This is a genomic window from Metamycoplasma arthritidis (genome assembly GCF_900660715.1).
In the GTDB taxonomy this organism is placed as follows: Bacteria; Bacillota_I; Bacilli_A; order Mycoplasmatales; family Metamycoplasmataceae; genus Metamycoplasma; species Metamycoplasma arthritidis.
The window spans coordinates 1-20,294 of sequence record NZ_LR215047.1; the positions used below are offsets into that span (position 1 = coordinate 1).

18 protein-coding genes are annotated in these 20,294 nt (G+C 31.0%); all 18 read left to right on the forward strand.

Annotation, left to right across the window (positions count from 1 at the left end; genetic code table 4):
• A partial coding sequence (gene dnaA / locus EXC42_RS00005; RefSeq protein WP_012497926.1) for a chromosomal replication initiator protein DnaA occupies positions 1–1,365 on the forward strand: 1,365 nt, incomplete at its 5' end.
• Between the two features lie 12 nt (positions 1,366–1,377).
• Complete coding sequence (gene dnaN, locus EXC42_RS00010) at positions 1,378–2,475, forward strand: DNA polymerase III subunit beta (RefSeq protein WP_012497927.1); 1,098 nt, start codon at positions 1,378–1,380, stop codon at positions 2,473–2,475.
• Between the two features lie 2 nt (positions 2,476–2,477).
• A complete protein-coding gene (locus tag EXC42_RS00015; protein ID WP_012497928.1) occupies positions 2,478–2,708 on the forward strand; it encodes an RNA-binding S4 domain-containing protein in 231 nt (76 codons plus the stop codon).
• Between the two features lie 57 nt (positions 2,709–2,765).
• Positions 2,766–2,963 carry a 50S ribosomal protein L28 gene (gene rpmB, locus EXC42_RS05585; protein WP_012497929.1) on the forward strand — a complete coding sequence of 66 codons (198 nt, stop codon included), beginning with the start codon at positions 2,766–2,768 and terminating at the stop codon, positions 2,961–2,963.
• Positions 2,964–3,084: 121 nt separating this feature from the next.
• The gene (locus tag EXC42_RS00025; RefSeq protein ID WP_012497930.1) at positions 3,085–3,846 is read left to right on the forward strand and encodes a TatD family hydrolase; all 762 of its coding nucleotides are present in this window, start codon (positions 3,085–3,087) and stop codon (positions 3,844–3,846) included.
• The gene (gene rsmA, locus EXC42_RS00030; RefSeq protein ID WP_012497931.1) at positions 3,846–4,622 is read left to right on the forward strand and encodes a 16S rRNA (adenine(1518)-N(6)/adenine(1519)-N(6))-dimethyltransferase RsmA; all 777 of its coding nucleotides are present in this window, start codon (positions 3,846–3,848) and stop codon (positions 4,620–4,622) included. The genes EXC42_RS00025 and rsmA overlap by 1 nt, the downstream gene beginning before the upstream one ends.
• Positions 4,623–4,756: 134 nt before the next feature.
• Positions 4,757–5,053: a 4'-phosphopantetheinyl transferase superfamily protein gene (locus EXC42_RS05590; RefSeq protein ID WP_012497932.1), complete on the forward strand. Its 297-nt coding sequence runs from the start codon at positions 4,757–4,759 to the stop codon at positions 5,051–5,053.
• Positions 5,054–5,063: 10 nt separating this feature from the next.
• Positions 5,064–5,861: a lysophospholipid acyltransferase family protein gene (locus tag EXC42_RS00040; RefSeq protein WP_012497933.1), complete on the forward strand. Its 798-nt coding sequence runs from the start codon at positions 5,064–5,066 to the stop codon at positions 5,859–5,861.
• Complete coding sequence (locus tag EXC42_RS00045; RefSeq protein WP_012497934.1) at positions 5,861–6,682, forward strand: segregation/condensation protein A; 822 nt, start codon at positions 5,861–5,863, stop codon at positions 6,680–6,682. The genes EXC42_RS00040 and EXC42_RS00045 overlap by 1 nt, the downstream gene beginning before the upstream one ends.
• Complete coding sequence (gene scpB, locus EXC42_RS00050) at positions 6,672–7,292, forward strand: SMC-Scp complex subunit ScpB (RefSeq protein ID WP_012497935.1); 621 nt, start codon at positions 6,672–6,674, stop codon at positions 7,290–7,292. Before EXC42_RS00045 ends, scpB begins: the two co-directional genes overlap by 11 nt.
• Positions 7,285–8,118: a pseudouridine synthase gene (locus tag EXC42_RS05595; protein WP_012497936.1), complete on the forward strand. Its 834-nt coding sequence runs from the start codon at positions 7,285–7,287 to the stop codon at positions 8,116–8,118. The genes scpB and EXC42_RS05595 overlap by 8 nt, the downstream gene beginning before the upstream one ends.
• 14 nt (positions 8,119–8,132) lie before the next feature.
• Positions 8,133–8,432: an Asp-tRNA(Asn)/Glu-tRNA(Gln) amidotransferase subunit GatC gene (locus tag EXC42_RS00060; protein WP_012497937.1), complete on the forward strand. Its 300-nt coding sequence runs from the start codon at positions 8,133–8,135 to the stop codon at positions 8,430–8,432.
• Entirely contained in the window at positions 8,425–9,759 is a 1,335-nt protein-coding gene (locus EXC42_RS00065) for an amidase family protein (protein WP_012497938.1), read from the forward strand. The genes EXC42_RS00060 and EXC42_RS00065 overlap by 8 nt, the downstream gene beginning before the upstream one ends.
• Complete coding sequence (gene gatB / locus EXC42_RS00070; RefSeq protein WP_012497939.1) at positions 9,752–11,164, forward strand: Asp-tRNA(Asn)/Glu-tRNA(Gln) amidotransferase subunit GatB; 1,413 nt, start codon at positions 9,752–9,754, stop codon at positions 11,162–11,164. The genes EXC42_RS00065 and gatB overlap by 8 nt, the downstream gene beginning before the upstream one ends.
• Positions 11,165–11,170: 6 nt before the next feature.
• Entirely contained in the window at positions 11,171–12,286 is a 1,116-nt protein-coding gene (locus EXC42_RS05600; protein WP_012497940.1) for a YihY/virulence factor BrkB family protein, read from the forward strand.
• A 70-nt stretch (positions 12,287–12,356) separates the two neighbouring features.
• Positions 12,357–13,364: an ECF transporter S component gene (locus tag EXC42_RS00080; RefSeq protein ID WP_012497941.1), complete on the forward strand. Its 1,008-nt coding sequence runs from the start codon at positions 12,357–12,359 to the stop codon at positions 13,362–13,364.
• A gap of 1 nt (position 13,365) precedes the next feature.
• Complete coding sequence (locus EXC42_RS05605; RefSeq protein WP_012497942.1) at positions 13,366–18,261, forward strand: valine--tRNA ligase; 4,896 nt, start codon at positions 13,366–13,368, stop codon at positions 18,259–18,261.
• 105 nt (positions 18,262–18,366) lie between these two features.
• Positions 18,367–20,280: a DNA gyrase/topoisomerase IV subunit B gene (locus EXC42_RS00090; protein ID WP_012497943.1), complete on the forward strand. Its 1,914-nt coding sequence runs from the start codon at positions 18,367–18,369 to the stop codon at positions 20,278–20,280.
• Positions 20,281–20,294: the final 14 nt, after the last annotated feature.

Here is a 20,294-nt window from a genome sequence, read left to right on the forward strand (position 1 = left end):
ATGAAACTAGACAAAGACATGAGCGTTAATCTAATAATCAACAATAAAAGTTTTCAAGCTGAGCTTAAAAATAATTTAAATGGTGAAAATTTGTTATACGAACAGTTTCTATCATCATTAGAAATTGTGCACGAAGATAATGAAGCGATTTTTTTGCTCGTTCCAACACAAATAAAAGAGTATGTTAAGCGCGATTTTTCTGAGTTAATAAACCGCATCATCAACAATGTATACGAAAGAAAAATGAATATTATTTTCATTACCAACTTAGAGGAATTAAAAAACTTAAATGTACTACCAAAAACTAAAAATTACAAAAATGAAAAAAAATCTAACATTATCAAAGATTTAACTTTTGAAAATTATGCTCCAGGTAAGTTCAACTCGGTGGCTTTAAAAGCGGCTAGATCAATATATGAAAATGATCAAGTAGTATTTTCGCCTCTTTTTATTTACTCTTCAAGTGGACTAGGAAAAACCCACTTGTTGAATGCTATTGGTAATGAACTTATGAAAAAAAATAAGACATGTTACTATGTTAATCCTGACATGCTTACTAGAAAATTAGTTGAACAGCTTAAAAACAAAAACCAAGAAGAAATTAATAAAATTGTTGACAACCTAGTTAGCTATGATTGTCTTATGTTTGATGATGTGCAACAGTATGGTAACCGCGAAAGTACATTAACTGTTCTTTTTAATATTATCAACACCTTAATGAACGATAAAAAACAAATTATTATCGCCGCTGATAAACGCCCTGAAGACCTTGGCGGTTTTGAACAACGCTTTATTACTCGTTTTAATGGCGGCCTCACGGTTGAAATTATGCAACCCGAGATGAGCGATGTTATTTCAATTCTAAATTTCAAACTAAAACAAAACAATATTAATCCTGAACTTTGAGAAGAAGAAAGTATGAAATTTATTGCTAGAAACTTCTCTAATTCCATTCGCTCATTAGAAGGGGCGATTAATAGGATTAAACTCTTTAGCCAAGGTGATGATTTTTTCACTTACGACCTTGCTACTATTAAAATGATTTTTAAAAATGTTTCGCAAATCAAAGAAACTATTACACCTGAGACTATTATTGATGCTGTTAGTCGGTACTATAAGATTGACAAACGCAAGATTGTTGCTAAAACTAGAAAAGAAGAAATTGTTATGGCAAGACGAATTGCTATGTGACTTGTTAAAAACAACTTCGATTACTCGCTGGATTCAATTGGTAAAATGTTTGGCAATCAATCACACTCAACAGTAATTGTTTCGGTTAAATGAATTGATAAAAACATTAAGACTAATTCAGCCTTAAAATTAGCAATCGAAAAAATCAAAGGCAATTTAAGAAAGATTTTATAAGAGGTATAAAAAATGGAAATAAAAATTAATAAATGATTGCTTGATGAAGCAATTGAAAGAGTAGCCAAGGCGGTTGACCAAAATCCTTTTATTCCCGTTATGAAAGGTATCTTAGTTGAAGCTCAAGATAGCATGTTAACAATTATTGCTTCTAATGGTGAAATTAGCATTAAACATGTTATTCCAAGCAGTGTCGATATGCAAATTCTTAGCCCCGGGATTATTCTAGTTGAACTTAGTTTGCTAAGAAACATCGTTAAAAAATTAGACGGCGATATTAGCCTTAAATCAGAAGGCAATTTATTAACTGTTACAACCGAATTTGATCGTTATAGTTTAAATCTATATGACACAAGCGAATATCCTGAAATTGATTTTGCAGTTTATGGTGAAACTCTAAAAATTAAATGAGACGAGTTAAAGAGTATTACTAAGAATGTTAGTTTTGCGGCTTCTAATAATGAAGCCAACTTGGTTCTTTGTTGTGTTAATATTTCAGCCCATGATGGCAAATTAAAATTCGTGGCAACTAATAAATATCGTTATGCTGAAGAAACTAAAGAAATTGATAGTGACGCTAATTTCAACGTTTCAATTCAAGCTAAGAACCTAAAAGATTTAACTGCTTTTGATTTTAAAGATAGCGTGCTTTTAAATATCTCTGAACATAAAATTGCTTTTGAAGTTGACAGTACTATTATTCAATCTAAAGTAGTAAATCAACCATACCAAGACGTTTCTAGAATTGTTCCTCGCGAATTTGCTACTTGCCTAAAAATTGAAAAAAGAGAACTAAACAACTTACTTTCAAAGGCTAGCGTTATTATTTCAGAAACCAACAATAAAATCAAACTATCAATTGTTGATGGTATCTTAATGATTGCTTCAACTCGTGACGAAATTGCTAATGCCGAAATTATTACGAAAAACTTTAGTTATGATGGCGATGAACTAAAACTAGCGCTTAATAGTAAGTATTTACGTGAAGCTATTGCTGTTTTCGAAGGTACAATTAACATTCACATTACTAAAGACAAATTAAGATTGGTAGTAAAATCAGATTCACACCCTAATAACATCCAACTGTTTACTCCACAAAAAGGATTCTAGTTATGGAAATTGAAATTTACGGTGATTCAATCAAACTAAGCCAACTACTAAAAAAATTAGATATTGTTGCTAGTGGTGGTAAAGCTAAATTTTTTGTCAAAAGCCACGTCATCAAAATTAACGGTAAAATTGCTGAAGGCCGTAATTCAAAAGTGCACGTTGGTGATGTAATTTGAATTGATGACAATGTCTATAAACTAGTTGCTGCCAAACAAAAGCAAGAAAATTGATAAAACTAGAGCAACTTAATATACAATTATTAAAGTTTAATATTATCGTAAGGAGAGAAAATGCCAGGTAGAGATCAATTAACTGGACAAAAAGCATTAAGCGGCAACAAAAGATCACATGCCTTAAATACCACAAAAAGAACATTTGATCTTAACCTTCAAAAAGTAACCGTTTTACAAGAAAATGGAACTAAAAAAACTCTTCGGGTAACCGCTAAAAACGCTAGAACATTAAAAAAACTAGGTCTAGTTGCTTAATTAATAATTTAAGATGCCTCAGCTTGCTGGGGCTTTATTTTTATTAAAATTTAAATGAGTAATATTTTAGAATTAAAATAATTTTTAAAACTATCACACCAAATAAGGAAAAATACCAAATATGAAATACATCGACATCCACACTCACCCCTTTAAAGAATACTATGAAGATCCATTGCAAACTGTGCGAGAATGAATTAAAGAAGATCTTGAAAAACTTTTTATTGTTGGCACTAGTAAAGAAGATTCGGTCGAGCTTTTAGAACTATGCTCGCATGAAAACTATTTACACCCAATCATTGGTATTCATCCAACGCTTGCTAAAGGAAAAAGCGATGGCGAATTTTTAGAATCTATTATTACAAAAGATGTCATTGGAATCGGTGAAATTGGTTTAGATTATCACTATGATGATTCGCCTTCAAAAGAAGTTCAAAAAGAAAGTTTCATAGCGCAACTAGAAGTTGCTAAAAAACATAATATCGTTGCTATGTTGCATTTAAGAGACGCTTTGGATGACGCATTTGAAATTTTTACTAGCGATGATTATAAGGATGTGAAATTTGTTTTACATTCATTTAGTGGCGATGCCGAATATGTTAAGAAATGTTTGCCCTATCCTAATATTTATTTTTCAATTTCTGGAGTGGTTACTTTTAAGAATGCTAAGACGCTTAACGAAGCTGTTGCATTAATTCCAATTAATAGAATGTTTTGTGAAACTGATACACCTTATTTAGCGCCAACCCCGATGCGCGGCAAACCCAATATTAGTCCTTATGTTAAATATACTTATAAATATTTGGCAAACCTTAATAATGTACAAGAAGAAGACTTTGTTGTTCAAATTAGAACTAACATTAAAAAAGTGTTTGGTGTGTAATGGAAGTAATTGCAAAAAAACGTTTTGGACAAAATTTTCTAATTAATAAAGCAATTCAAAAAGCCATTGTTGACGTTGCTTGCGTCGATGACGAAAATGTGATTGAAATAGGGCCGGGACTAGGGGCGCTAACAGATCTTATTAAAGAGCTTTCTAAAGAATTGATTGCTTATGAAATTGATAACGACCTTTTTAAAAAACTCCTTGTAGAAAACCAAAATTCAAATGTTAGATTTATCAATGAAGATTTTTTAAATGCGACTTTTGATGAAAAAAAAGAATGGGTTGTTATTGGCAACATTCCTTACAATATCACAAGTGAAATTTTATTTAAGTTGATTGAAAACCATAGCATTCTTAAAAAAGCAACATTAATGGTTCAAGATGAAGTTGCTAATCGTTTAGTAGCAATGCCTAAAACTAAAGAATATAGTAAATTAACGGTTAGTGTAAACTTCGTAGGCAATGTCAAAAAGCATTTTGTTGTAAAAGCTAGCAACTTCAATCCAGCCCCCAAAGTGGATTCAGCAATTATAACGATCGATTTTTACAAAAGCTTGCCATATAATCTTAAAAAAGTTTTAGCCTTCATTAAACAAATATTCGCCTTCAAAAGAAAAATGCTTATTAATAATCTAGTGCCACAATGACCTAAAGCCGATGTTATTTGAGCGATTGAGCAAATTGGCCACAAACAAACAACTAGAGCAGAAGAACTTAGCTTACAAGAGATTATGAAGTTATACGAAATTTTGGTAAATAGTAAGAGTAACTAAGCAAACGTCTTATTCTAATTACTTATGAATATTTAAGATTGTTTTGCAAAAAATAAATTTCATTATAATTTATTAAATTAGTAATTTAATTTTTTGATTTACTTAATGCAACAAGGGCAAAAGGAGGAATAAACATGATTGGTATCGATGCTACAAGAATTAGCCGTTTTAAAAATTTTAAAGATCATCAGCTTGTAAAATTCCTGCATCCAAATGAACTAATTGAGTGTAAAAAAGCGCCTAATTTTGCTAAATACATTGCAACTAGATGAGCCCTAAAAGAGGCAATTTTTAAATGCGATAACACTTTTAGTAGTTTCTCAGAAATTGAAATAATCAAGGATCAAAGCGGGCGATATAAGTTTCTTGATTTTGCACTTTCAACTACTAATGAAGATGACTTGTTGATTGCTATCGCACAAAAACAATAGGAGATATACTATGAAATTACAAACCAAACTTTTTTGAAATTCGCTACCATTATGAATAACTTATTTAACGCTTAAAACAAAAGCTTCACGTAATATCAAAATGCCTGAATATTACACTAAAACCGAACGGAACAAAATTTGCCAAACAAAATTTGCCAAGATTTTAAAGTATTTTGGCATCACTTTAAAAGTCGAGGGTTTTGATAATGTTCCTAATAGCCCATGTTTAATTGTTCCCAATCACTCAACCTATTTTGATGCTTTAATTATGACTGTTGCTTTGTCAAACCTTGGCAATGGTGAAAAAGTTAGCAAACGGGTTAACTTTATAGCCAAGAGTGAAGTAGCTAGGAAAAAAAGTATTCAAAAAATTGCTCAATTATTAGATACATATTATTTGGATTTTTCTAAACCCCGCGAACTTTTAAGTGTTCTATTTGAATTTGGTAACGCCGTTAAAGCAAACAAAACATGTGGCGTAGTTTTTGCCGAAGGAACCCGCAGTAGAGATGGTAAGTTAGGCGAATTTCAAACCGGCGCTTTTAAGTTGGCACAATCATGTTACTTGCCTATTGTACCAGTTACTATTAATAACGCGGCTAATGCATTAGATATGAAAAGAGATAGCAAACTAGAAATTGAAGTTATCTTTCATCCTCAAATTAAACCGATTACTTTTCAAACTATTGCTTCACGCGATCTTGCTGATCAAGTCAAAAATATCATTGCCTCACGATATGTTGACCAAACAATCACCTCAAAAGAAACAATCAAAAACACTTATTCAAAGAAAAAGGTGAATAAATAATGTCGCAAAAACCGACTATTAGAGAAATTTCTCTAGAACCAGAGAAAAATATTGCTTCTGAGACAATTAAGCCACAAGAAATTACTATTGGCGATCGTCATAATTTTAAAATTGGTGATTTCGATGGTCCTTTAGATTTACTAGTAACTTTAATTAAAGAAAAAAATATTGATATTTTCGATGTCGATCTTTTTGAACTATCTACTCAGTATTTAAACATCATCAAACATTTACAAACTTATGAAATTGATTTGGCTAGTGAATATTTAGTTATGGCAGCTACTTTGCTACAACTAAAAGCAAGAATGGTGTTGCAAGATCCAACCATTGAAGAAGAAATCAAAGAAGAGAAAAAGCGCTTACTAGAGCAAATTGCTGAATATGAAAAATTCAAACAGATTTCGCAAGTATTACGTCAACAAGAACTTATTAGAGATAACTTTTTCACAAAAGAACCAGAGGAAACTGGTCAATATGAAAGAGAAATTGATGAAACAGTTCTAGACGGTCATGCTAATAGTTCAAGGTTAGTAGTAGCACTTAGAAAAATGTTTGAACGAACTTATGCCGAGATGATTAGAAGTATTAAAATCTCGACCGTTGCTGTAAGTCCTGAAGAGCAAAAGGAGAGAATTATTGCTTTGTTCAAAACAAAAGATTCACTAGATTTTAGAGAAGTTTTTAATGTTCCAACGATTGGCCACTTTGTAATTACATTGTTAGCGGTTCTTGATTTAGCTAGACAGCAAATTGTTGTGATTGAGCAAGATGGCGAAGATGCTAACATACGTTTCAAAAAAGGAGTTGAATATGAAGAATAAAATACTAGAAGCTTTATTATTTGTTCAAGGTAACGAAGGATTAAGTTCTGAGCAAGCAAAGAATGTTTTTAAACTAAATACTATTCAAGAAGCAAGAAGAATGCTAAAAGACTTTCGTGAATCATTTAATAAGCAAGAACGTGGCATTAAGGTTCATGAGTTCAATGATGTTTATAAGTTTATGACAATTGAAGCTGTAAAAGATGCAATTTCAGAACTAGTAACTATTACTAGAAAAAGACATTTATCTGACGCTTCTATTGAAGTTGCAGGCATTGTTGCGTATAAGCAACCAGTAACTAGAAGTATGATTTCAAATATTCGTGGCGTAATTAGCGACAGCATTGTACAAAATCTTCTAACTAAGGGTATTATTGAAGAAGTTGGTGTTGCTTCTACTCCCGGCAATCCTATCTTGTATGGTATTACTAATAAATTTTATGATTACTTTAAAATCAAAACTTTAGCAGAACTTCCACCGTTTCCAGAATTTTCACAATATAGCGATGAAGATGAAGTTGATGAAAAAGACTTTAATTTGTTTGACTCGCAACGGCAAGACACTGACAAAGATGGAATTTTAACTGTCGAAGCGGGCGAAGATGATTAAACTAAAAGCTAAATTAGACGACGTTGATCGTATTTTATTTAAGTATCTTTTTAAAATGCTTAACAACGTTCCTAAATCTAGAATTGAAAAAGCATTTCGTCAAAAAGATATCAAAGTAAATGGTGTTCGCACCAATGATAAACAATACAAAATGCAACTAGGCGATGTAGTTGAAGTTTATGGCATTAGTGATGCTACTAAAGCTTTTGTTCAAAACGAATCTAAGATTAATTTCAAAGTTATTTTTGAAGATAAAAATTTATTAATTGTTGATAAAGCCATTAATATTGCTATGCATTCAGAAGAAAATTCACTTGACGATCAAATTCTTAAATATTTAAATTATCGTCTCACTTCTTCTTTTCGCCCAGCTTCAATTGGTAGAATTGATAAAAAAACTAGTGGCTTAGTGGTTTATGCTAAAAACTACGCTGCGTTAGTAGAATTTGAAAAGCAACAAAAATACTTTGACAAAGTTTATCAATTTGTTTCGGATTTTAATGAGGATAAACTAGATATTACCGTTAATTTAAAAAAAGACATTGGCAACGAAAAAATGATTGTTGATCCAAAATTTGGTGTCAAAGCAAGAACAATTTTTTGGGTTGATGGTAAACACAAGTTTGCGCAAATTTTGACAGGAAAAACTCATCAAATAAGAGCGACTTTATCGTATTTAAAATATCCGATTTTAGGAGATAGTAAATACGGAGGCAAGCGCGCTAAAAGATTATTTTTACATTCATATTCAATTACTTTTCACAATCTCGATGAAAAATTTTCAGAATATAATGAACAAATATTTATCTGTCAACCAAGATGATAGTTAAGGATCTTAAAATGACTGAAGAAAAAATTAAAAAATTAGCAAACGATATTTATCTAAATCCTAGTGAAGAGGTAATTGCTCTTACCAAAAAACTTCTTGCTAGCATTGATTTTCAACTAAAAGAACTTGATAAATTTGACTTAGCAACCACAAAACCTCTAAGTCGTTTAACTAAAAACCCACTTTCATTTCAATCATTGCGCGAAGACGAAGTAGTTGAATTTGCTTATCTAACTAAAGAAAAAATGCTTCAAAATTCCCCAAGTAACAATGGTGATTTTGTAACAATAAAGAAGGTTGTCAATGATTAAAAAAGGAAGTTTACAAGCAGCTTATAATGATCTAAAAGCAAATGATAACAATGCGGTTGCTCATGTTTTTGATATTAAAGAACCGCCAATGTCAAATAAACCTTTAGCCAATTGTATTTTTACAATTAAAGACAATTATGCTGATGTAGCGTGTCCCACTAGAGGATCGAGTAAATTCTTAGAAACATTTCAATCTTCTTATGAAGCTACCGTTCTAAAGCTTTTAAGAGAATCTGGCGCTCTTTGCGTAGCAAGAACTAATTTAGATGAATTTGGTATGGGTGGTAGCGGTGAATATTCGGCATACGGAGTTATTAAACATCCACAAAACCACCAATACATGATAGGTGGATCTTCTTCAGGAGCGGCGGCAACTTTTAGTGATAATATTTCGTTTGCTATTGGTTCAGATACTGGCGATTCAGTTAGAAAACCAGCTTCAAATATTGGCAAAGTCGGTTTTAAACCAAGTTATGGCGCCATAAGTAGATATGGTTTATTTTCATTTGCCACTTCTCTTGACACTGTCGCATATTTTACTCATAATGTAAATGATGCCATTGAACTTAGTCATGTTCTTTTTAAACAAGATTTAGCAAATGATTTAACGAGTAAAGATTTATCTTTTAAGTTAGAAGATGTTAAATTAGCTAAGCCCAAAACAGTCGCTTATCTAGATTGTTTTGATAAACTTGCTCCAGCGGTTGCCAAGGCATACCAAGGCTTATTGGATCAACTAAAAAAAGCTAATGTTCAATTAATAAAAATTGATGTTGATGAAAAAATGTTTAATTCAATTGATGTGGTTTATAAAGTTATTTCATTTTCCGAAGCTAGCTCTAACCTAGCTAATTTAACAGGGATTGCTTTCGGCCCTAAGTTTGACATAGAAGGCGATTGAGAGGAAACTGTTATAGCTAAACGTAGCCAAAAATTGGGAAAAATGGTGCAATCAAGATTAATTTTGGGTTCTTATTTTTTAGAGGAAGAAAACCAAATTAAATATTTTGTTAAAGCAAAAAAAATGCGCCAAGTTTTATTTGATTATTTTAGTGAAATTCATAGTGAATCAGATTGTTTTATTTATCCAGCAGCTAGCGATTCAGCACCGAAATTTGATGAAAATATTAAACCTAATTACATGGATTTTATTTTGACCTATGGTAATTTAGTGGGCAATCCTTCTATGACTATGAAACTAGGAACCAACAAAGAAAATAATATGCCTTTCAATATTGCAATTGATTGTGCAGTTGATCAAGATCTTAAACTGTTTTCGCATGCACTTTATTTAGAAAAATTAATTAAAGGAGGCTGTCGTGAATAAAGATTGAGAAATTGTAATTGGTATTGAAATTCACCTTGAGTTAAACACAAAAACAAAAATGTTTTCATCAGTGGCTAATGAATACAATGCTCTTGCTAATACTAATATTAGTCCCATTGATTTAGCTTATCCAGGTACACTTCCTTTAGTTAATAAAGCGGCAGTAATTAAAGGAATTAAACTAGCAAAAGCTTTAAATATGGAAGTTGCTGAAGAACTTCATTTTGACCGTAAAAATTACTACTATCCCGACTTGCCAAAAGGTTATCAAATTACACAACAGTTTCATCCAATCGGTAAAAATGGCTCAATAAAAATTAAAGTTGATGATGTTTGAAAAGAGATTACTATTGAAAGAATCCATTTAGAAGAAGATACTGCTAAATCAATTCATGAAAATAATTTGACCTATTTGAATTACAATCGCGCTGGTGTTCCTTTAATTGAAATCGTTTCTAATCCAGTGATTCATTCAGCTAAAGAAGCTTGTGCCTACATTGAGGCGATTCGCCTAACCGCTCTTTGTTTAGATATTAGTGATGCCAAAATGAACGAGGGTAGTTTACGAACTGATGTTAACATCTCGGTTAGAAAATGTAATACTAATGATCTAAATACCCGAGTGGAAATTAAAAACTTAAATTCAATTGCCAATGTACAAAAAGCAATTGAATACGAAGCTACTTGGCAAATTGAGCAACACCTTAATAATAAAATGTTTAGTCAACAAACTAAACGTTTTGATGAGGCTACTTTAAAAACCGTTACCATGCGTGAAAAAGGTAATGCTTTAGATTATAAATATCATCCTAATCCTAATATTCCAATTATTAAACTGGAGAAAAGTTTTATTGATAAAATTCAAATCAATGAAAGACCTTATGAAAAAGAAACTAGGTATTTAGCATCTTCACTTAACTTAGTGCAAATTAGTCAATTGCTAAACAATGTTGATTATGCAAACTATTTTGACGCTATCAACTACCCGGATCTAAAAAAAGCTGCCAACATTTTCTTCGCTAACATTGTTAGTTACTTAAACGAAACTAAAATTAACATTAAAGATCTTGCAACTAAACCCCAAGATACAAAAGTTTTAATTGATTTATTAGTAAACCAAAAAATTAAGAAAAATGATGTAAGTAAGATTCTTGATTTAAAACAAAGCAACCCTTTTAAAACAATCTTAGAGCTTGTGAAGGAAAATAATTTAATCATTCTTGAGCAAGAAATCTCTCTTCCTACTATAGTCGAAACAATCTTAAAAGAAAATCCGTCTTTAGAAGTTGAATTTACTAAAAACTTTGATCGAGCAAATAAATTTTTAACTGGTCAAGTTATGAAAAAAACGGCGGGTAAAGCTAATTTAGCGGAACTTCAAAAGTTAATTAAGGAGAAGTTTTAAGAGAACATGAGTTGGTTTAATAAAAAGAAAAAGAAAAAACTGCAAACTGGTTGACAAACAAAAGATGACAAGAATAATGGTTTACACAATAGCAGTAATATTGCTTCGTCACAAATAATCGAAAGTAAAAAAAGTAATAACATTTTTGAAAGAATCACTAAATGAATTATTTATGCCATTTTGTTTATTGCAATCCCAAGACATCTAAAAAGCAGTAAATCAAAAGGGCGCGAGATTGTTAATAGCGCTTATAAAAAAATTAATTCTAATGAGTTTGCTTTTATTCCCGCTGGTTATGCAATGTATCTTTTTCTTTCGTTTATTCCAATTGCTTGTTTGTTGCTTTCAGTAATTGGCCCTATTAGTCCAGAATACAATGCAATTTTGAAGCTAGCCATTTTAGGAAGAATCATCCCTGGGGTTGAAAAAGTCTTACCTGACATGGCAAGTATTTGAAATAGTGCGGGTGGTGCTATTACCTTAATTTTATTTGCCCTATCTGTTATTTGACTTTCTTCAAAAGGATATGCGAAGTTTGTTCATTCAATTGATGCCTTATATGAACACAAATCACCACAAAGAGCGTGAAAGAATCGAATTAAAGGGGTCTTTTTAGGCGTATTAATTGCTTTTGGACTAACGATTTTACTATTGGCTTTTACTGCATTTATGTCTTTTTTAGCTAAAGAAAGTGCCTTTGGCGATCTAAGCCCAGCTACACTAAGCAAAGAAAATCTAACATTGGCCGATTTGAAATTAAGATGAGAGTTTTGGCTAGTTTATTATTTTTCGATTATTATCACTTTACCAATTGTTACTTATTTAGGTTTTTTAATTTTCTTTAAATTAGCACCTAACTTTAAAATCAAAATAGCTCATGTTCATCCTGGCGCTTTAATTACGGCAATCCCAACTTCGGTCTTTATTTTAATCTTTGGATCGTTAACCTCAATTATCCCTTATGGTAAATTTGGACCAGTGGCAGCGTTTATGTATTTAATTTTATTAATGGTTTTTATGTCATATTTTATTTATGTTGGCGTTATTGTCAATGCAACTTTTTATAAAACCTTTATTAACCTTCCAATTATGGAAAAAAGCAAATTATTCAAACACTCTTAGTGAACTCAAAATTTAAATTTATAATTTTAAACTATAATTAGTTTAATTAAAGTTATTAGAAAGGCAAAAAATGGAATCAAAAATCCCCGGCGGAATCAAACACTACTTGCGCTGGGCTCGCTCGCAAACGAGTTTAAGCTACCGTAAATGAAATTCGAAAAAGATTGCTTTTGTCGGTGTTTTAATCGCAATTTCAGTTGTCTTTTTTTTAATTTCCGTGCGGATTTTGCCAATTAGTGCTCTTCCTAGTTTTAAGTTTAGTTTCATTGGCCTTCCTATTAAGATAACTGGTTTTATTTTCGGCCCCATAGTTGGCATGATTACCGGTATTTTAGCTGACTTAATCTCGTTTGCTTTAGTTCCTACTTACTATCACTTTCTCTACACATTAGCGGTTGCAGTTTCTGGTTTTGTGCCAGGAATTTGTGCATATTATTTCTTTAACTTAAATGAAATTTTGTTTTCACGGCGTTATCGTATTTACAAATACCGTCAAACAACTGAGTTTTTTAAAAATCAATACGATGAAGCCATTTCAAAATCAAATCCTGAAGATATTCAATATTTTTCAGAAAAAATCGCTTTTTATGAAGTAAAAATCATTTTATTAGAAAACAAAACTAAACCTTTGGCAATGCTTAATTTTGCTTTTATTTCCACGATTGTCACCTTGGCACTTATTGTTTTGATAATTTTTGCTGTTTTCAGTAGCTTGGATCCCATTTTCTTTGTTAATAATCGTTTTATTAAGAACAAAGTTTTCTATATTATCTTAACTTGTTCAGGTTTTGTTTTGATGATGGTTTGCGTGTCGCTATATCGTATCTTTTTAAAGAAAAACTACCAAACTTTTATTGAAGTGATGGCAATTGTTACTTTGTGTGCCTTACTAGAATTTATTAATGTCATTTTGCTAGCTTGGGCCGATACAGTTTCACTCAAAACTGACTTTTGGGTCAACTTAACTACGCATACTATTACTAGTCCAATTAAAATATTCTTTAATCTAGCAGTCATTTTAACAACTTATAAAATTGTTGCGCCTCTTGTTAAATCTAAAGAAGGGGATCGTTTTTAAGATGAAAAAAAGTAGTCAGATCACCTCGTTTCGAGTAACTAATCTAAAAAAAACCATTTGAGATAAAGAAACAGCATTAGGATATACTAATTTAATTAGCAATCTTTCTTTTGAACTTAATGAAAACCGTATTTTAGGATTTTTAAGTAATGATAGTGATACAAAAAACACGATTTTTGATCTACTAGTAAATGCTAGAACCCCACTTAATAAATATGAAGGGTTAATACAATTCAAAAATAGTGAAAATTATCAACTTAGTTATTTAAATAGAGAATATATCACGAATATTGGCTACGGTTTTGATAAAAATTTTAACGATTCATCTTGCCAACTAACTGCTTATGAATACTTGCTAGTGCATCTAAAAAACAGTAGTACTCTTGAAGTGGCTGTTAATGATTTTGTTGACGATTGAAAACTAGTTTTTAAAGACTATGAGCCAAAACTAAAAAATGATTTTGAAAAAATTAATTTTGAATTACAAAAAAAGCTAATCAAAATTAAAGATGACTTTGCTAAAAAACTTGACACTTTCAAAATAAACCATTTAGCTAAAAAAACTCTTAAAGAAATCGAAAGTATTGCCGAAAGTTTTGTTAGCTTTTTTAAAGAAATTTTAGAACAATACCATGCAAGTGAATATGCGCTTATTTCGCTTTGTGAAGAAACCATATCCAACTTTCGCAATGGAATTTTTTATTTGGCACGAAAAGATTATTTGGATGCTAGAAAAAGTTATTTTGATTTATTAAACCGTGAAAATCGCGACTATAATCAACAGGAAATTGATTGTAAAAACGAAATTAAAAGTTTGCAAGCTTTGCACGATGACAATCTTTGAGAAAACTATCAAATCATCAAGAAAACTTATCGCGATTTAATGAGTGAAAATAACTATATCATGCGTTCACTTAGACATCGTCGTAAGAATATTGGGCTTTGTATCAATTTAAATAAAGAGCTGTTAATTAATAAAAAAATCATTGCTTTTTTATGAAATTATGCGCCTGAACTTCGTTGACTTGAACAAAAAGAAATTCAAAATATCTTTGAAAGTTTCAATGAAATGAAATATAGCATTAATAAAGAAATTAAGTACATTGACACCACTCTAACTAATGTCAAAATTATGAGTGAAGTTAAGAAAATTGTTAATGCTAATTTTGTTATTAATACTGATGCAGTTAAAGCGGCAATAAATCATAAAAAGGATTTATTTAAAGAACAAATTGAAGATATTTATAAAAAATATCAAGAATCAAATAGAGTGGACTTCGCTGCCAATAATATTGCCAATGTAACTGCTTTACAAGCGGCCGAAAATGAATATGTTCGTGCAAAAAGCGAATATCTTTGAAATCTAAGTACTTTTGAAAAAAACATCAAAAAGGAAACTTCAATTTTTGCTAACAAAGCTAGATCCCTATGGGATGTTAATCAAAATATCTCATTGCGCATTAGTAATAACTTTGCTATTTTTCAAAATTTTGTAACGCTCATTTTAAGAAATTACAAACGAAATAACAACGAAGTTGAAGAGATTGTTAAGAGAATCACAAACTTAGTTCAATACTCTCAAAATCTCAAGACTAAAATCGCTACTCAAAGTACAGAGTTTCTAATCCAAAGACGCTTGCTTTCAAATGGGATTATTAAAGATACCAAAAACCTTGAAAAATTTATTGCTAATTCTTTTATTTATAAGATTTTTAAACAAGCAAGAATTTCATGATTACATTTTGACAGTCAAATTAACACTTTGACTTTGGAAGAGCGTATTGAGCTAGAAAAGGCCAAAATATTAGTTGCAAAACCTTCAATTATCTTTGTCGGCAGTAGCATTGCAACTTTGAAATATAAGCAACAGTATAATTTACTTAATTTCTTAAATAAATATGTGTTTGAAAACCACATCATGGCAATTTATTTTCTTGATAGTATTAAAATTGCTAGCAAGCTAACCAGTGAACTTTTTGTCATCGATGATTCTTTGATCATTGAAGAGGGCAAAACATTACAAATTGTTTCTAACCCGATTAATCCATTTACTAAAAGGATGCTAAACTATAGTGATTCTGAAACAATTCATAATTACATTAATTATTTAGAAGAAAAAATTGATTATAGTGAGTTAAATAAATATCAAATTGATAGCGGTCATTACCTTTGATGCTCTTGAGAGCAACTAGTGCAATGAACAACTAAGAATAACTTGAAAAATGATGCCCTTAAGAAGATAATTTTCTCTGATTTAAGTTGAAGTGTTAAAGAAAAAACACAAATTATTGATTTAGAAAATTTTGAGGAAACCACTATTTTTGATATGACTACTGAAATTGATGACACAGACATAAAAAAAGGAGTAACAATGGAAAAAACGTTTGATCATAAACTTGTAGAAGCGGGTCGTGAAAAAAAATGAAGAGATAATAAATTCTTTTCAACTCATGATCAAAGCAAATTACCGTTTACTATTATTTTGCCTCCACCAAATGTCACCGGGAAATTGCATATTGGACATGCTTTGGATGAACTTATTCCTGACACGATTATTAGATATAAAAAACTTCATAATTTTGATGTTATGTGAGTTCCTGGCAAAGATCATGCTGGTATTGCTACTCAAGCCGTTGTTGAAAGACTCCTTCGCGAAAATAACATGCCCGATCGTCACATCTTAGGAAGAGAAGCCTTTTTAGAAGAAATTTGAAAGTGGAAAGATGCTTATTCTGACAACATTACTAGTCAATGGCAAAAAATGGGACTTGCTCTTGACTATGATATGGAACGCTTTACTTTTGATAAAGATGCAAACGAAGCAGTTACAAAAGTATTCATTGATATGTATCAAAAAGGTTTAATTTATTACGCTAATAAAGCTATTAATTGAGACCCTAAATTACAGACTGCTCTTTCAAACATTGAAGTAATTAATAAAGAAGTTAAACAAAAAATGTATTACTTGAAATATTACTTCAAAGATAGTGATGATTATTTAGAAGTTGCTACAACGAGATTAGAAACATTGTACAGTGATGTTGCTGTGGCAATTAATCCTCAAGATCCTCGTGCAAACGAATTAGTTGACAAGATTTTGATTCATCCTCTTACTAAAAAAGAAATTCCAATTATTACTTCTGAAAAGATTAAATTGGATTTTGGTACTGGTGCAATGAAAGTCTCGGCGCACGCTATAGATGACATTGAAATTTTAGAAGAAAATAATCTTGAAGTTACTGAATGCATTGACAAGTTTGGCAAGATGAATAAAAATGCTGATAAATGAGAAGGCAAAGATCGTTTTGAAGCCCGTGAAGGCATTTTTAAAGATTTAGAAAAAATGAATATGATTAGCAAGGTTGAGGAAATTATTTCAAATGTTGGTCATAGTGAACGTAGTGACGAGGTTATTGAGATTTTAAAACAACCCCAATGATTTGTCAAAATGAATACTTTGGCTAAACGCCTTTTAGCAGACTTCAATAGTGGTAAAGGTTTTAAATTTATTCCTGATCGCTTTGGGAGTGTTTTAGAAAAATGAATGAACAATGCTCATGATTGAACGATTAGTCGTCAAATTTGATGAGGACATAGAATTCCTGCTTGATATAAAGGCAAGAAAATTAAAGTACAAGAAAAATCACCAGGTGAAGGATGAGTACAAGATCCCGATGTTCTAGATACTTGATTTAGCTCAGCGCTTGCACCTTTTGTGTTCTTAGGATGACCACAAAATCTGACTTTAATGAAACGCTATTTCCCAACAGATTTATTAGTAACATCTTATGACATTATTTTCTTTTGAGTAGCAAGAATGTATTTCCAAAGTTTAGAATTTTTAAATACAAAACCTTTCAAAGAAGTTTTTATTCATGGACTTTTAAGAGATGGCCAAGGAAGAAAAATTTCCAAATCTCTTCGTAACGGTATTGATCCAATAAAGATAATTGAAGAGCATGGTGTTGACGTACTAAAAATGTCATTAATATTTAATGTTACTGCTGGCCAAGATATGAACTATGGCGAGGATAAAATTAAATCAGCCAAACTTTTTATTAATAAATTCTGAAACATTGCAAGATTAATTTCTTCTATTAGACAAGAGTCATACGATGAATTTGATTTGAGTAAACTAGATGAATTTGATGTTTGAATTCTAAATAAGTTTATTGTCTTTAGAAATGAAATTGATAGCGCAATTAATAAATATGAATTTAATGTAATTTTTAAGAAAGTTCAAGACTTTGTTATTAATGATTTTGCGAGTTGATACTTAGAATTTTTAAAATTAAAGAGTAACAAATACTTTATTCACTTTCTATTTAAAGAAATTCTAATCACCTTACATCCTTTTATTTCTTTTACAACTGATTATTTATTTGAAAATATTTATCGTGAAGAGCTTCTAGAAGCAAACTTACAAAATTTTGGTGATTTAAGTGCATTAGTTGGTGCCGAAAGTGTTGAAAATTTAATTGAATTAATTACCACATTGCGTCAATATCGTGAAAGTAAGCAAATATCAAAATCACAGATTCTATATTTTGCGTTTGATGATGCTATTACCTTTAATGAAAATCAATTAGCCATCGTTAATAAGCTAACTAACTTTACTTACAAAAGCAACTTAGATCTTTCAATTAAACTATCGTTCGGTACAATCTATATTGCTTTAGATGATGAACAAAAACAAAAAGAAATTGCCGAAATTGAGATGCAAATCAAAAAATGTCAAGAAGAGATTGCTTTTAATAAAAGATTTTTAGAAAATGAATCTTTCTTGAAAAAAGCCCCCGAAAATTTGATTAATCAAAAGAAAAAACTTTTAGCTGAGTTCGAAAACAAATTAAGTTTCTATCAAAAAATCTTAGAAGAAAAACAAAATTCAAAATAATAGTTTTTTATTAGATGAAACAAATCAACATTTAAATATTTATATTTAAATGCACTGGTTTGTTTTTTGTTGTTCTCTTCGTTATTTATTTTATAATTGATAATTATGTCTAATTATGAAGCAAGCGATTTAAAAGTTTTAAAAGGTTTAGATGCCGTAAGAAAAAGACCGGGGATGTATATTGGTTCAACTGACATCACCGGCTTACATCATTTAGTTTGAGAAATTGTTGATAACGCCTTAGATGAAGCACTAGCTGGGTTTGCCACAGATATCAAAGTCACATTAAAAAAAGACGATTCTGTTATTGTAGAAGATAACGGAAGGGGCATTCCCGTAAGTAAACATGGCTCTGGTAAAACCGGTGTAGAACTTGTTTTTACCGAACTACATGCTGGAGGAAAATTCGACGAAGGTGTTTATAAAACTAGTGGTGGTCTTCATGGTGTAGGTTCTTCTGTGGTAAATGCTCTTAGCGAGAAACTAATTGTAAAAGTTTATCGCGACAAAAAAGAATACAAAACCGTTTTTGAGCAAGATAAAATCATTGAAGGCACCAATGTGGTTGGCCCAACAACAAAACATGGTACTAAAGTACAATTCTGACCCGATAAAACCATTTTCAAAAAAACTAAATTCTCATCAGATATTGTTAAAGAAAAATTAAGAGAAGCGAGTTTCTTAATTCCAAACCTAAAAATTCATTTTAATCACGAAGAAAGTGGCGAAGCAATAACTTTTGAAGCCGCTGAAGGAATTAAAGAATATATAAAATTTGTAGGTGAAGGTAAAAACTTCATTAGTAGTATTTTTTACGCTAAAGGTACTTTTAAAAAAATCGAAATGGAAATTGCTTTAGTTTACACTGATAATTACACCGAAAATATTTACAGCTTTGTCAACAATGTAAAAACTCGTGATGGGGGCACTCATGAAACAGCTTTTAAAAGCGCACTAACCAAAACAATCAATGAGTATGCTTCACAACACAATTTACTTAAAAACAAAAATAATTTTGAAGGCGACGATGTGCGAGAAGGAATTATCGCTGTTGTTTCTTTGAAAATTCCTGAATCGATTTTGGAATTTGTTGGCCAAACAAAAGATAAATTAGGCACTCTTGAAGCTCGCGAAGCTGTTGAAGATTTCTTTTCTGAAAAATTTGGCTTTTATTTAAATGAAAATAAGCTAGATAGTGACAAAATTCTTAATAAAATTAAAAAATCGTATGATGCTCGTATGGCGGCAAGAACCGCTAGAAACGAAATTAGAAAAATTAAGAATAAACTTGAAAATAAAAAAATTCTATCAGGTAAGCTAACACCGGCGCAAACCAAGAACTCTTCATTAAAAGAACTTTTCTTAGTTGAAGGGGATTCTGCTGGTGGTTCTGCTAAAATGGGCCGTGATCGCAATACACAAGCCATTTTACCTTTGCGGGGTAAAGTAATTAACACTGTTAAAGCCAAACTAACTGATATTTTATCAAACGAAGAAATCGCCACAATTATTAATACTATTGGTGCTGGCATTGGACAAGACTTTAATATTAAAAACTCACAATATGGCAAGATTATTATAATGACTGATGCCGATACAGATGGGGCTCACATTCAAGTTCTTCTCTTAACATTTTTCTACCGTTACATGAAAAAGCTAATTGATGCTGGTATGGTTTATATTGCCTTGCCGCCGCTTTACAAATTGACAGTTAAGGGTGCTAAAGCCAAACACTTTTATGTTTGAGATGACGATGAGCTGCGTGATCTTACTTCTAAATATAGCAACTATGAAATTCAGCGTTACAAAGGTCTAGGTGAAATGAATCCCGATCAACTATGGGATACAACGATGAATCCTGAAACTCGTTCAATTTTACGAGTAAGAATCAACGATGAAGGGCTAACTGAACGTAATGTTACAACTTTAATGAGTGATGATATTAATGCTCGTAAACTTTGAATTAATACTTATGTTGATTTTTCAGCAGAAGACGATTTTCAAATTAAGACTAAATAGAAAGGAGGAATAAG